The sequence below is a fragment of the Rhodococcus sp. WS3 genome, from assembly GCF_003797085.1.
In the GTDB taxonomy this organism is placed as follows: domain Bacteria; phylum Actinomycetota; class Actinomycetes; order Mycobacteriales; family Mycobacteriaceae; genus Rhodococcus_F; species Rhodococcus_F globerula.
The window spans coordinates 1-15324 of sequence record NZ_RKMA01000005.1; the positions used below are offsets into that span (position 1 = coordinate 1).

The 15324-nt window shown below is 58.6% G+C and carries 8 protein-coding genes and 1 pseudogene; 3 read left to right on the forward strand and 6 right to left on the reverse strand.

Annotation, left to right across the window (positions count from 1 at the left end; all coding sequences use genetic code 11):
• Positions 1 to 487: 487 nt before the first annotated feature.
• A complete protein-coding gene (locus EEB13_RS29600; RefSeq protein WP_141486910.1) occupies positions 488 to 673 on the reverse strand; it encodes a hypothetical protein in 186 nt (61 codons plus the stop codon).
• Between the two features lie 69 nt (positions 674 to 742).
• Here EEB13_RS29600 and EEB13_RS29605 point away from each other — a divergent pair, with 69 nt between their 5' ends.
• Positions 743 to 1285 carry a hypothetical protein gene (locus EEB13_RS29605; RefSeq protein ID WP_141486911.1) on the forward strand — a complete coding sequence of 181 codons (543 nt, stop codon included), beginning with the start codon at positions 743 to 745 and terminating at the stop codon, positions 1283 to 1285.
• Positions 1286 to 1467: 182 nt separating this feature from the next.
• On the opposite strand, the gene EEB13_RS29610 is transcribed toward EEB13_RS29605, so the two are convergent.
• Both EEB13_RS29610 and EEB13_RS31690 read right to left on the reverse strand, forming a co-directional pair.
• Positions 1468 to 1689, reverse strand: coding sequence for a hypothetical protein (locus EEB13_RS29610; RefSeq protein ID WP_141486912.1), 222 nt, complete (start codon positions 1687 to 1689; stop codon positions 1468 to 1470).
• 321 nt (positions 1690 to 2010) lie between these two features.
• Positions 2011 to 2169 (reverse strand): hypothetical protein, encoded by a 159-nt coding sequence (locus tag EEB13_RS31690; RefSeq protein WP_187328642.1) that lies wholly within the window; start codon positions 2167 to 2169, stop codon positions 2011 to 2013.
• A gap of 360 nt (positions 2170 to 2529) precedes the next feature.
• On the opposite strand from EEB13_RS31690, the pseudogene EEB13_RS29615 reads away from it, so the two are divergent.
• A pseudogene (locus EEB13_RS29615) lies at positions 2530 to 3356 on the forward strand (IS30 family transposase).
• On the opposite strand, the gene EEB13_RS31695 reads toward EEB13_RS29615, so the two are convergent.
• Complete coding sequence (locus EEB13_RS31695) at positions 3259 to 3627, reverse strand: hypothetical protein (protein ID WP_187328661.1); 369 nt, start codon at positions 3625 to 3627, stop codon at positions 3259 to 3261. The pseudogene EEB13_RS29615 and the gene EEB13_RS31695 overlap by 98 nt on opposite strands.
• Before the next feature lie 209 nt (positions 3628 to 3836).
• Here EEB13_RS31695 and EEB13_RS29620 point away from each other — a divergent pair, with 209 nt between their 5' ends.
• Positions 3837 to 8408, forward strand: a complete 4572-nt coding sequence (locus EEB13_RS29620) for a PIN domain-containing protein (RefSeq protein ID WP_187328643.1) — start codon at positions 3837 to 3839, stop codon at positions 8406 to 8408.
• A gap of 450 nt (positions 8409 to 8858) precedes the next feature.
• Here EEB13_RS29620 and EEB13_RS29625 read toward each other — a convergent pair whose 3' ends face one another.
• Positions 8859 to 11396 (reverse strand): hypothetical protein, encoded by a 2538-nt coding sequence (locus EEB13_RS29625; RefSeq protein WP_141486914.1) that lies wholly within the window; start codon positions 11394 to 11396, stop codon positions 8859 to 8861.
• 461 nt (positions 11397 to 11857) lie between these two features.
• Complete coding sequence (locus tag EEB13_RS29630; protein WP_141486915.1) at positions 11858 to 15001, reverse strand: SIR2 family protein; 3144 nt, start codon at positions 14999 to 15001, stop codon at positions 11858 to 11860.
• Between the last annotated feature and the right edge of the window lie 323 nt (positions 15002 to 15324).

Below are 15324 nucleotides of genomic sequence, written 5' to 3' on the forward strand. Positions count from 1 at the left end.
CCGCGGCGCTCTCCCGATGCTCCGCATCGGGAACGGAAGCGGCTCGCTTCGCTCCCCGCCAGGGAGCCGCTTCGCGGCTCGCAGCGAGTCCAGCCAGGCCGCCGTCGATCGACTCGCTTCGCTCCTCTAAATTCTTGAATTGTATTTGTCACCATAGGATTTGAACGGAACTGTGAAATCGGTACCCAAGTACCAAACGAAGCTGGGGAGGAGCGGGGGTCGTTCGAAGCTACCCCGTCTCACGTCTGCCAACTCATCGACATCATGCTTCCCATCCTACAGGACCCCACCCCAAACCGCAAAACAACACAGAACAGCAAAACCTTGAAATCCTAACTTCCACAACATAATTCGAGCCCATCTAAAGCACTTCCATGCGTAACCACCGAAACCAATTACACACCAACCAATCACCCAAAGTTACTGAAACACAACAAAATTCAAAAACATCCGAAAATCGACCCTCCCGAGCCCTCCGCACACCCCATCACCGAGCAACAGCAGCTCCCCGCCCGCCGCCGGCACCAGTGCCGGCCTTCAAGTCGGCGTCGACCTGGGGTGGGAACGCGTGTCGGGCCCCGTTGATCGCGATGGTTGCGGACGGAAGAGGCCACAACACCTTGGCGACCTTGCCGATCCCGAGTCCGCTGCGTTCCTCCGCGGCGAACACCACCGTCTGGCGCGATCGACCTGATGGAAACCAGGACGGACACCTGTCGGTGACAGCGAATACTCTCCCCGCATGCCCGACACACAGCAGATAACGCAGGCTTTGTCCGAGATCGTCGAACTCATCGCACCCGGCTCGAAGCCGAGCCAGGCACGATTGGCTGAAGAAATCGCCGGTCGTGGAATCGCGGACACATGGGCTCCGTCCAATGCGTTGCTCCGTGCCCTGTATCCCGACGGCCCCGACATCCGCGCGGCCGGCGGACTTTACGAGGCCGGCATGGCCTATTGCGATTGCAACGACACCCCTGGCATGATTCGCGAATCCCTGATCGAGCTGCCCGCCTGCCCAGCAGCAATGAACTGGGACTGGGTCAACGAGTTCGACGAGTCCGACGACCGCTGGGACCCCGAAGAACTCGAAAACTTCCTGTGGCCACTCGCCGCACGGTGCCGCGAACTCGGCTCCGCGCTGATCATCCTCGACACCGGCTCGGACGGCTACGGCATCGGGTTCGTCTCGGCCGACCACATCGACCGAATCGTGAAGTTGGCGCAGATCGCGAACTGCGACCTCAGCGTCGTACACCCGGGCGTAGAGACCTTCCTGGTCTGACCGAACACAACCACACCAGTCATCGAAGCCGTCCAGCAATTCATCACGACTGGTCCACAGATGACAAAAGACCCCGCACCAGGATTGAACTGCTCCCCGGAAAATTGGACTGAGAAATTCAGTGCCAACGTCCGGGGAGCAGTTCAGATTCGGTGCGGGGTCTTCTGTATTCGCGTCGCGGTCTATCGGCTGGGCTCCAGCTCGCCGAAGTACAGCTTCAGTGAGTTGTTCACCACGAAGTAGACGTTGGCGGAGGTCTCCCGCGGCTGTGCGACGGCGAGCAGCAACGCTGTGGTCGCCCCGGTGGCCTTGTCCGTATGGATCACCGACCGCGGCAGGGCTCGAGTGACGGACGTTGTACGTTCACGGCACGGGGAACACACCCGTTCCGGCGACACTCTCATAGCCCGTAGTCATCGATGCACTTACAAGTCCCGCGCCCGTAAACACACTCACGGCATCGCTGTACGGGATTGCCACGCGATACCTCGACAGTCGCCCTGTCTGGACCGAGCAGAACCGGCGTTGTCCGCATCGCGACGCCGGATCCCTATAGCGATCCGATCAACGCCGACATCGTCGCAGCCATCACCGTCGACCCCACACGACTGAAGAACGCGCACCCACCAACCGCGCAGGCTTGCGCGAATCGCAGGCGCGAAAGGTGGACGAATAAGCAAACGGGGAAAGAAGGTTGCGTCCTAAGAAGCAACCCGCCCGCCGGCTTACAGCTCGCTGAGGTACTCAGACGCACCCTTCGGGCTGAGCAAGGCCCGATCTACGAGCTCCTTCGCGACCTCATGAATCTTGTCCGAGAGAGCAGCATCGGGTTCGTTCCGGTGCTTGCTGATGAGAGTTTCGAGCTGGGCGATACTTGCGGCCACGTTCGTGCTTCTTTCCGTTGACGATTGATCTGAACGGAGGGACAGTATCACCGGGCGAGTCAAGGCGAAATTAATTCAGAATCCTAGGTATCACCAGCACGTTTGCAGTGCCGATACGCGAAGACTGGCTAGGTTCAACCGCTGGACGCACCACCCCCAACTATGGAGGTGTAATTGGGACGGCCACCTGGGTGGGCAGCATCATTGACCGGTCGAGCGGTTATGCGGTCACCGGAACGACCCCGACCTCGAGCGAGCGTTCTGGTCGCAAATCGTCAGGGTCTCACCAGCGAGGATGCCGCGATCGCCCGCGGCGTATCGGGGCCGGTCGGCACTCGGTGGTTCCGGCATGCTGGGGGTATGCAGCCCTTTGAGCTGACCGCGGTCTCGGGAAGATACCTTTCGTTCAGCGAGCGCGAGGGCATCGCGATATTGCGAGCCCAGAAGGTCGGTTTACGAGAAATTGCGCGCCACATCAGGCGATCACCGTCGACTTTTCTCGCGAGAGTTACGGCGCAACGTCGCCACCCGCAGCGGGCAGATCGAGTACCGTGCATCTACCGCGCAGTGGAAGGCCGACCTCGCCGCAAGAAGCCCGAACTCGGCGAAGCTCGCGGAGTACGAACGGTTGCGAGAGTACTTGCAAGACAAGCTTTCCGGATAGGTCTGTGCCGAAGACGGAACAGTGGTCGCCGGACCGGATGTCGCGGGATGGAAGGGCCGCAACAAGCCTCGGCGTCGCGATCGTCGGCAGACGACTGCTTGAAGAACGGGCCGGCACTCACCGGGTAGGGGTCGGAGGCTGCCAGTGATGCGTTGACTACAGCATTGTTGCCTCTGCCGGGGTATCTCCACCGATCGTTGGCCAGGGACTGGGGGAAGGAAATGGCGCGACACGCGGACCTCGCCGATGCCACCGGAATCTGCGTCTATTCCTGCGATCCTTACAGTCCGTGGCAGCGCGGGACGAACGAACACCAATAGCCTTCTGCGACAGCATTTTTCCAAAGGGTACTGATCAGTCCCGATACAATCGATGTGAAGTCGACGCAGTTGCTGACGCACTCAACAATCGTCCTCGCAAAGAACTCAAATGGCGAAAGTCAGCGGAAGTCCTTGCCGAACAAGTACACTCACATCCACAGAACCGTGTTGCGATGACCAGTTCAATTCACCACCCCCGATGAACTGGACAATCAGCGCGGCGAGGGTCGAGTTCCCTCCCGACATCGATGCCGACTTATTCAATTTCGTTGCCTTACTAAGGTTGTCTGCTCTTACAATCCAATTCCTTGATCCGAACTGCTCCGCGGTGCTCGCTCCGGGCACCTGCTGCGCATCGACCTGAGCTTGCTTGGTCCAGTTCCGCAGCGATTCGGCACCGATGCCGAGTTTCGCGCCTATCACCTGGCATGCGGAGTAGACGGACCGGTATTCGTCGAGGTGGTCGAGGACCACCCGGACGGCTCGCTCACGCTACTCGGGCGGATAACGCTTGGGCATGATCTGCATCCACAAAACGGATGCGGCATCAAAACCGGCACGGTTCACCTAAACACGCACACACACGAAAAAGCCCCACAAGGCGAAGACCAACAGATAGCGCACTGCATGTGCAATCAATAAATCAGTTTGCACATGTAATGCGCAGCTGTCAGTATTGGGGCATGACTTTCACTGCGCTCGAACTCAACATCCTCCGGATGCTGCGGCGATCTGCCCAACCGCTAAGCGGCCGACAGGTAGCCGATATCGCCGGCGTCGCGCCCAACACCGCGAACCGGGCACTCAAGGCGCTGGAGAAGTACGCGCTGGTCGATTCACGGAAAGAGGGGCGTGCGACTCTTTGGACAACGACCGCGGACGTTGCCGGACTCGCGGAACTGGACGGGTCGCCGCAGGAACGGGTCGCCCTTGTGGTCACCGCGGTCGAACTTGAGCACACCGAAGTTCGCAACCGCTTGGTGAACGCCGAACGCCTACGTATGGGCGGCATTTGGATGGTTCGCGGCGAGGTGCCCGGCGACAACATCGACTGGACCGTATACCTCGCCCGCGCTGGAATGGGCAACGCAACATCGGCAGCGCTCGTTGGCCTCGCCGCCCAGAACCTACGCGCGAACCTCGTCGCGTTCGTCGGCACGGCCGCTGGGCTGAAACCAGACGACCAGCGCCCCCTCGACGTCGTGGTCGCGAGCCGAATCCACAACCCGTATGCAGGCAAGCAGGTGGCTAGCACGACCGGATCGAAGCTCCTCGGCCGCGACAAGACGTATGCCACGCCGACGCCGCTAGTCGCCGTCGTAAACGCTTGCATCGCCGACAGCGAGTGGACTCCTTCGCCCCGCAGCCTGCACTACAACGTCAAGCACCCACACGCGTTCGTCGCACCCATCGTGTCCGTCGAAGCTGTTCAGGCGGACACGAACAGCCCCGTGTTGCAGGAGATCTGCAACCGCTTCCAGGACGCAGCCGCCCTCGACATGGAATCGTTCGGCCTCGCGGCTGGGTCGGACATCCACGACCTCCCGGTCTTGGCCGTCCGCGGTATCTCGGACTTCATCGGCGACAAGTCAGAGGCCGGGAACGACGACCAGCAGCCGCTTGCTGCAGGGAACGCTGCCGCTCTGCTGCGCGACATTCTGGTCTTCGCCCACCCCGACGACTTCAAGCGAGGAGGGCAACTGCCCCCGACTTCAGGCCCCTCCGGCGATCAAGTGGACTCACCTGTAGTCACACTGCCGGGAGCGGCCCAGACCTGGATAGACCGCCTAGGGCGCCGCTCGTCTACCCGGGCGAGCGCGGCGCGGAACGCCATCGCCGAGATGCGCGCCTCCGGCGTCACCGCTTCGACCTGGCTCAGCAGAGCGCTTCACCGTCCCCCTGCATGGCTACGCGAGGACGACACCGGCGATGCCTGGGCCCTTGTCGCGTCGCTGGCATCAGTGTCCGGGTCGAAGGTCGCGTGGCGCGCCTTCGTCCAGGCCGCAGAGGCCGCGAGGCTCACCGGCGACCTGGACGCGAGCGCGTACTTCACCCTGGTCGCGCGGCTTGAGCGCATCGGCAACGACGCCGACGTTAACGATGGCGATAACACGGACGAGCCCGGCCCATCTTCCCTTGATGACTTCGACGATGACGTCCTCGCCCGGCTCAAACCAGTTATCGACGTCTACCGTGCGGTCTTGAACCAAGACCTCGCAAAAACCAAAGGAAGAGCGGAGGTAGCGCTCGCCTCACTGGGCCTCATCGATCCGACAGGCGTGCTTCGCACACCGGCCGAACCCGTACAGGTCGTGAATCTCCACCCGGAGCTGCGGGACCTGATCGCTGCGACCATACTCCGGCAGCTCGCGCTCCTGATGCTGGCGCCGGGCGCGGCCGACCAACTCGGCGTCCAGTCCGGGCTCGCGGCACGTACCCTGCGCGGCAACCCGGTGACTCGCGACTTGGCCGACGACGGTATGCGACTTGCGCAGTGGGCTGTCGAGCTTCGCCCGAACGCCGAGGGGACCCGGTTGACGCTCGCTCAGACGACACTCGGGGTGCTGGTATCTACGGTCGGTCGCGCAGCTGCCGACGTCGCCGACGAGATCTCGCGCAGCGCCAGGCAGGTGGAGACCGAAGCAATGTCGGTGCGAGATGCGCTCCGCGACTGGGGCGGCTCCACGGGGAGCGCCCTCGCCGCCGCAGCGCGGGCCCGGTCAATTCAGGGCGACTACACGGGTGCGCTGCGCATGCTGTTGCCGGCACCCGATGGCCTTGCATCGCAGCAGGAATCGCGAGACCCTGAGGTGGTCCGGCTAGGCGCATTCATCGCACGGGCCACGGGCAACGATGAGCTCGCGCTCGCGCTCGCGGCGAAGAACGTGAACAAGGCCGAGGGTGAGTTGATGCGTGCCGCCGTACTCGGAAGCCGCCCGCAAATGGCCTCCGAAGCCAAGACAGCGCTTTTCGCCGCGCTCGAGCTGTCAGCAGGCGGCCATCACGACGACTTCCAAGCCCTTATGGCGCTTGCCCGCAGATTCAATTCGCTCGATGAACCCGAGCAAGAAACCGTCACTGCACACATCATGCGACTCGGGAAAATCGACCCCGACCTAGCCGAAGTAATGCGTGCGCGCGTTCTTCTCAGCCAATGCGACCACGAAGGAGCCCTCCGGTGTGTCCGCGGCCTCGAACGCAACGAACTCGCGCTAGAGGCCCACGCCGACGCGCTCGTCGCGAGCAACCGTGCTGAGGAAGCGGCTCGCATGGTGTTCGACGAAGGAATATCCCGCGGTGACATTCCGCTGGCTACCGAAGCATTGGCGCTGGCGATGGCCAACGGCCTGGTCGAGATCGCCCGCGAGATTGCCCTTAACATCTTGGGCCGCGACGACAGTAAGCTGGCGCGCCTGAAAGTATTTCGTGCACTCCAATGGATCGCTCGCAGCGAGTCCAAATGGTCCGACACCGAACGCCGGACCGAGCAAGTCATCCAGGAGCTGGGTGAAAACAACCTGCCGGTCCCCGAAATCGAGTACTGGCGGCTCGCCGAAGCGCTGTTCTTCCAAGAGAAGTTCGAGAAGGCACTCACGGTTCTCCTCCAAGCTCCCGCGGTCAGCTTCAACGAACGTGAGAAAGCCCAGCTGTTCCTATCCATCATCCGACGCGCAATTGACGAGCAGCGTGCACACGGCGACGCCCGAACCGGCTCAACCGTCGCCGATCTCGGCGATCCCAAGCTGTACACGATGTTCATGCGTGCTGCCGCAGACTGGACCGACGATGAGCAGATCGCCGCAGCAGCCATGTCGGTCGTGTTCACCGCACCCGACTCGACAAGCTTCTCCGAGACGCAAATCGCCGACTTCCGTGACTACACCGAAAATTACTTCACACAACACGGCGAGAACACCTCGATCACCCGCCTCACCATCGAAGACGACAACCTCGACCCGCTCATTGAGTTCCTTCGCACCGGGAACGCTCGCCAGCAAGCACTCGAAGAACTCGCGCGCCAGGTCCGCATTGGCCGCTTCCCTCTCGCGGCTCTCTCCGACGCCGCGGGACGCACCACCACCGAGAGCCTCATCCGTCGCGATCTCGGCTTCATTTTGGCCGTGGACAACGACGCAGACCTCGGCGAACAGACAGCACGCGGTGCCCTCGGTGGACGGACCGTGGTCGACACCACCGCCCTCGTGGTCGCCCCCCTAACTGGCCGAGCGTTCAAGAAGCTGGCCGCGAACTTCGATACCGTCATCGTCCCCGGCCCCGTCCGCGAGGACATCGCCCGCGCTCGCACCAGCCTCGCGATGAAATCGACCGCAACCCTGGGGTGGGACAGCCGCGCGCAACAACCCGTTTTCAGCGAGATCTCCCCCGACGAAGCGCGAGCGCACGCCGACGCCGCCGAGCAAGTCTGGGCTGACGTTCAAGGCCTCCAGGTCGCACCCGTCGCACCCGTCGCGCCGGGTGCTCGCCACGATCGGTGGCTCAGTGCGATCACCGCCGCACAAGAACTCGGCGTCGCAGTCTGGGCCGACGACATCGTCATTCGCCGCTTCGCCCGCACCATGGGGGTCCCCGCGTTCGGGTCGATCGACCTCATCCGAGCACTCGACAATGACGCCGACCTCACCGCCGCTATCGCAGCATTCCGTGACAACAACGTTGTCGACCTACCTATCGACCAACATTGGCACAGCCTCGCCTACCAGTCCGAGTGGAGATTCGACAGCCCATTCGCCATCGCTATCTCCCGCCCCGCCGCCTGGCGCGACATCCCCGAGGCCATCAACGAGTTCCGGTCCCTCATCCGACTCCGCCCCAGTGACATGGATTCCGAGACGACGGCCGCCTGGACGCACCTAGCCGCTAACGGCCTCGCGCTTGCCACTGATCCGCAGGCTCGTCCCAAAGTCGTCTCTGCACTCCTGGCATGGGTAGTCGTCAACGCAGACCCATTCTTCACTACCGCCATCGAAGGCGCAGAGGGAGTCGACGGCGCCGGAGTTCCCGAGGACGCAGGAAGAGTCACCGAGCACATCATCACCGCGGCCGGTGCTCTCCGCGACCAGCATTACCCCGGAGCTGACGCCCTAGCCCAGCTCGTCGACATCCTGTGCCGCGGGCTCCTCGACGCCGTCGGTCCAGAGTCCACGAGCCGCATCGTCGCGGCTCTCGTAAAGCGTCTAGACCGCGACACCGGGAGCCGCGTGTTCGCGGCCTACATCCAGTCGGCGGGGACATAGCGCGCAAAACCCACGACGGAAAGTGCGCTGCGTCATTCAGAACTAAATGACAGCGGTTCCGCTGTACTTCCGCACCGTGTTACGCGGTAAACGAACGCGGAATGATGGAACGCCGGACGGGCTTCGGGACGGCGAACCACGGTGATGTGTGCCGGTGACGTAGGCACCCAGAACAGGCCAGAGAGTCGTGACCAGAGGACCACCGTCTCCGCGATCGTCCGGTTTCCTGCGTGGTCGATGGGGCCCACCGCACCGCCGCCACCAACTCGGACACGGCCCGAACGCCGAGAAATTGAGACGCGCGGACCGCAGCTCGATGCGTCGTCCGCGCAAGCGTGGTTATGGCGTGCAACACCGCCGACGACCGAGAGGAGACATGACGCCGCTACTCGATGGTGGTCAGCAATGATCTCGCCGGGTGAAGTACGTGTCATTCCGCAAGCGACTAGTTCAAGATTGCCCGCACCGTCCATCGTCTGTCATCTCACCGCCATCTGCCTCCGCGGCTGGTGGCAAAGCAAATCTGTAAACGCGCGGTGCGGCGCCTGCCCAGACAACAAAATACTCGCCGGTCTCGATTCGAACCTGAGGCTCGACATAGCCTTGCACGTCTTCGAACACTCCGATCGCGATTGAAGTGCCTTCGATCGCTGTCAGGCCGTCCTTCTCTTCGGGCTTGCGATAACGGCCAAGGGTGCTGCGTCGGTCGAAGAGGATCGCCTCGCTATCGAGGACGCCCGTCTGCATGTGAGTCACCCGAGCCAGCGCCTCCCTGAACTCAGTCGAGTACCAGTCCGGAAGGTCCATCAACCCTCCATACGGGGTGACGAGGACGTAGTGTTCAGCCTCATTTCCAAGGGATTCAATCTTCTGTCGAATCGCTTGAGCTGTTGGTTCTAGCAGGTTGCTTTGGTAAGCGCGGAGCTCCTTCACAATCGCTTGTTCTTCGCCTTCGACGAAACCGTGGGCAATCATTTCGCCAAGTTGTTTCGGGTCGGCATACGTCTGGTTGAAGACCTTGTCGACGAGGTAGTGCCTCGGGACCAGGAAGTTCATACCGAGGATCGGGCGCGAATTAGTTACTGACTCAGGGACGTCGGCTACAACGGGGACCTCCGCGGTGAGCCCTCCTCTGGCATCCAATGTCTCCCGCAGCGAGTTCCGAAGTACGTCGACTCGGGACTTCGACAACGGCTCCTGTGCTAGCCGTCCGTCCTCGGCTGCATCCCACTTATCGACCTCATCGGTGAGCTTCTGCTTGAGTATCGATTCCTCAGTGCTTAAGTCGCGAGTTCCCTCATCCAGCAGCTGCAGAAGGCGCTTGTACTCAGATGCTGTCTCCTGCTTGGCTGCTGGAGGGAGGTGGCCATACGACGAGGCGAGCGCGGCCAGCTCGGCCCGGTCAATGTAGTGCGGGAGTTCAACACGCTGTACACGGACGGAGGCGGAAGTCCGCATCTCCCACCAACCCCAACGGCTGAACGGAGTAGTTCCGCGCTCCGCCGAGACGCGAGCGGCGAGGATGTCGGACCACGTACCTTTTGGCGTTACAAGCGCTCTAAAGTGTGGATCATCGGGGTCCCGATCATCTTCTTTGTCTGCGAGGTAGTCGAGCCAGCCGCTGAGAACCAATTGACCTGTCCGAACGTTTGCGCGCGCGCCACCGTCTGCATCAGCGAACTCGAACAGGGCACTCAACTCCGTCGCTGCCAGGCGGGCAGCCTCGAGATTCTTTGCGTCAAGTGCCAACTTGACGAGCTCGACTATCGCCCAGGTAGCCCGGGCCTGCAGGTCGTGGCTCCGTTCCTCGGCTGCGAACGAGTACGCGGCGAGGTTCTGCAGGCACGTTACGATGTGGGCGGGCATCGAGTCGAACTCGCTGTTGCCGTTCCGAAGCACATCGGACCAGATGCGCGTGAAGCTGCGCAGGCATTCGTCGACGTACTCCGTCGACCCGATTCGAGGCGCGTCGACTGCGCGCGTCATCGCCTGATCGATGAAGAGACCGCTTGCCCGTGGGGACAGCAATGCATCCTGTTCAACCTCGCTGAGGCTGCGGTACAACCAGTTGCTCCGGGTGGACGAAGACCTGCGAGACGAGTCCAAGCTCTCCGGTCGTGCAGTCCAGACCCCACGTACGACGTGGCCGAGCAGCCCGAGAGCTCGCTCGGCCGTTCCGTAGGCGCCCGAACGCAAGCTCGTGGCGACAGCATCCTTCAAGATAACGATCTCTCGATCCGTCTCCTCGTCAGGTGTGACTGATCCCGAGGGCTCGAACTCGATACTCGACTGAAAAAGTCGGACGAGTCGATCCCGATCTCCCCGAGTCAGTTCTTGTGCCGTGTGGATGCGGAAGGCTGTCTCTCCGACCCTAGTTCGGTCGCCCGGTTCGATGTCCAGAGTCGCCTGGGGTGGTGTGTAACGATCAACGCTCCCACCGTCGCCTGCTCCGCCTCCCTTCGTCCGAGGCCCGAGGGATGTGATTGCTCGGCGGACCACCTCGGGCTCGATCGCTTTGACGACAAGCCCGACCTGTGGGACCGGAACGCGCAACGTTACTTCAGATGTCTTAAGGCCCCCGACCAAAAACTGTGACTCGAAGAGGGAATCCAATCGACGCCTCGCCCCGGCGTAGTTACGCGACACGGTAGTCAGGCGACTGGCCAGAGCCTCAACCAGAGAAACCCGCACAACTTCATCGAGTAGCGACGGGCGACCGAAGAGATGCATGAGCCTGACGTACGAGCGCACCAACAGCACCACCGTCGGCACGAACCAAAAGATGGTGACACCGAGAGCACCGATGCTGCTTGGCAACCAGATGGTTTCCACAGCCATGACAGCATTGGCCGTAAGTCCGACCCCAACAAACCACCCTGCACGCACGTATTCCAGAACGCGGCCACGGGACGCGCCAATCGCCAGCGGAGTCTCAGCGAAGAGCTGCGCCGCGATCGCGAGGCCAGCGAATCCCACCGAAAGGAACATCGTCTGAACCTGCCACAAGACCGCATCGCTTCCCGGCGTTGCTGGCAAATCATGGAGCCAACTCGGGGCTCCTTCGTAGTGAGCGGCAGCGAGAATCGCCACGCTCCAAACGAAGGTAGACCAAAGGAGAAAGAGGCCATCCTTCCACTTCACGCCGTTGAGTTCCTTTCGTCGGCGGGGCTTCGGGTGTGGCGACCGCAACACCCGAGTATCTGCGAAGGTGCATAGCAATCAAGAGCCGCTGCTCCAGGTCGTCGCATCGAAAAGACAATGGACAACGGCCACTACGATTCGACATTGCCGATCCAGCCGATGGCACCCGGACAAAGGATCTGGTCTCGGACCTTCCTGCCGAGCTCTCGCACGTCGCCATTACACTCACGGTCGTAATCCTATTGGCAGCCCAGTCGACATACGTCGTATCGGTGAGTTAGAAACCGAACTTGCCATTGACGGAGCGGTCACTCCAACGCTGCAACCCTTACTCTCTGTTTTTCAATCGCCTCTTTGGCTGCTCGCTCAGAGATAATTTTCGTTCGGGTCTCCCGAAGCTTAATCGTAAGTCTTGCGCGCTCAGCTTGCTGCTCTGAACTTCTAGTTATTTTTTTTCGACTTATCTCCGCATTGCAAAGGAACACCTCCAGATCATGGAGATCATCCGGTTCATTCGTACCATAAAAATATCCGTACTGAGCATAAAGCGAGAACAGTAAAGAAACAACAAGAATATTATTGTGCTCCGCTTCCATTTTTATGAATTTTTTAGGCCAAGAATCTGATCCCATAACTGATGCAAGATAGGCGCCCATAACAGAGCCGCCCACGTCACTGACGAACTCTTCATCAATAAAACACAGATCCAAAGCACGGTTTAATTTTCGCGAGGCAAGATTGGAAACCATACCTTGAGATCCAATCATAAAACCGAAAGTCGAAGTAAGTCTGAATTCAAAATCTTCTCGGTCATTTTCCGCTATTTCGAAGGTTTGAACCAGGTTCTGTGCAACCTGCTGAGCAACCTCACGCAGATCCTCGTCGTGGTCTAACAACTCAACCAAACGGCCCCACACAATCAGAGTGCTAGCCATAATAGATTTCTTTAGCTCAAGATTTCGAACAAGCTCCGAGTCTCTAAGTACATTTGAAACCAAGGTAACAGCAGATATTGCCCGCATCAACGCTGGAGCATCATCAACATTTTGGGATGGAAAGGGAGCAGCATCTTCATCTTCAAAATTCTCCGACAAATAATCATCAGGTTCTAGTTGATTTTCGGTAGCATCGCCTTTAAAAGTTTTTGTGATTCCATTTGAATCAGTCGAAAGGTCTTCATCATTCTGATCGACTCCATAGAGGCTGGAATCGGTCGAAGTACTCTCTTTGGGAAACATTTCGTCGAGAGCACTTTCCAGTCCATTATCAGGTAAAATTGACTGCGATCCCAGACTACTAAATATTTTACCAGTATACGGAGTCTCTTCATAGCTGACATTAACGAGATTACCCACGGTTCGCAGAATGTCCTCATCATTTCTGGTCAAGGCAGCATAATGCGAAACAATTGGTGCATAATAGAGTGGTTTCTTCATTAGGAACGCTTTGAAATCTGGAGACTCGACCGCCCTTTTCGCAGCAAACAGGTGGAGGAAACTAGTTTGCGTGAACTTAACTTGCCCTTTGCTGTAACTGATAATATGTCGAGCCTTCAAATTTGCCAAAACCTCCGTCGGATCATCACTCCATCCAACTTCATTAAATAAATTTTCAAGGCATTGAATGGCGTCAGATTGTGACATTGAGCCGATACCCCTACGGACGTAATCCTCGGCTAATGAAGCTAATATAGCCTCTCTCTCAATTGAATCCAAAGTTAATCGAGCATCCTCAAATGGATTACCACGCCCTAAAAGCAAGCTAATATAAGCATCCAATAACGAGGTAGCTGACGACGTAGCTAATGTAACCTCCCCGCGCAATAGCACGTCGAATAGCAGGGCTAATGTCATAGGAGTTCGCGAAAGATGCTCTTTTCTTGCAATGGAAAGAGCTTTCTCAGCTAACTCACTAGCTCGATTCGGTGCAACCAACTTGGCCAATTTCGTCGCATCCGCTGTTGTGACTCGACCAATATACCGCAGAACAGGCTCGAAACCAGCTTGGCGAAGTTGAGTGGAAATGCCGACCTCTGCTCCCGGTCGGCATCCCAGAACAAAGGACTTGATACTATCTGACTTAAGGTCAGTCAGCATTCTATCAAAGATTTTACCCATGTCAGACTCCTTTCGTCGCGGAGCCATTACGTTATCAACAGCCACCACGATGTCCGGTAATGGCTCCGAATCTGCCAAGTAAAATCCAAATCCATTCATTTCTTTTCGGATTGCTCTCTCCATCGGGCGAAACTGCACGCCGAAGCTGGGAAATTCAACCATGACTGGTGTCAAATTGATCGATTCGCTCGCACGTTCATGAACCACCCATTCCAGAGCGGAAGTTAGACCTGAGGCTTCTGCACCAACAATGATCATCGCGTCGATAGATTGCGCGTCCGAATGGACGTCGCATCGGACTCTTGTTTTCGAACCATCGATAGTTGCCATCAACTCCTCATGAGCAACTGGCAATAATACCGGCGGTATTAGCATATCTTCCATTGCTAAAGTTTCAGGACTTTCAGCATGGCTCGACGTAATTATTTCTTTTCGCACTTTATCCGCAATGGCATTCCTCGAGGCAGACGCTCGACTCAATTTTTCCGAAGCATCCCCGTTGCCCCAGCAATCTATCTTTAACTTTTCCAAGAAAGGCGCAAGATCCGAATATCCTTCTCCATAAGATACCGGCAATATCGGAAACCCTGAAAACTCTTCAGCAAGATCGGCTTTATCGCCTTCCAAACACAGCAAAAAGTGAAAATTGGTAGAATCTTTAATTGAGTCTCTAACGTCGTTAATCAATGAGCCAATATTCGGATCTTTTATTCCAGCCCCAGCTCCAACGAAAATCATTGATTTTGAATATCCTGCCAACTTCAAGAGGAGCTGAGCGCCAAAGTCAGACTTTATCATCCCATAGCTCTTGGCGCCGAACACAATCGATGATGGGTCCCTCCAAACCCCATGTAGGTGCATAACGTCAGTAGACCGTCCCTGAAACGCCGCCTGCATCGCAGATACGTCTTTCCAAGAGGTTGACTCTCGTGCTGTCGCTTTCTCAATCAACGTATCGTAGTTTGTCGTGGATATTGGCTGCCGCAATGCATCGATGGCTTTCATCAGCCGATCGTCGTCAACCGAAAGGCAGCCGATTGACTGATTCAACCAGGACCTGAAGTGTGCCGCCCCAAGCTGACTGTGAAGCTTGTCGGCCGCATGTAGAAGCGCCTCGGGCTGGGTTTCTGCCTGCAAAAGGTCCGATTTCACCCAGTCCGACCATGTATCAGCTGGGAGAGTGTTGTCCATTGCATACTGCACCCCATCGGCAATTAGACCAGGCCAAGTAATGTGTCGAACATTCGAATCGACAGATTGAATCGACACGCCCGTTCCGACAACCATAACGCCTGTGTTCTTCTCGACGGCAGTCCTAAGCAATTCGTATGTCATTGTTCCCTCGCAGAGTCGTAAGTTGCGTATAGCTCACCAACACTAGACGGCGCCTCTCCGTGCCAAGACGGGCCTGTGACCCGATAGGGGAAATATGACGGTTCGGAAGTGACTGGCCCTAGGCTTTCGGGTACGGGGGCAGCTGGCCGCGCAGGGTGGGAGCCGACCCAGAATGCCCTCCCGTGCCTTCCGCCAGCTATTTTCGAGGGGTAGAAAAGCAGCCATAAGCGAAGGGCCATGTTAACTTCGACTTCCTGCGGAGCAGGTATGTGTGTTCTATAGGCACGGGCGTCTCATGTATTCGATCGTCGTCACAACCAGCG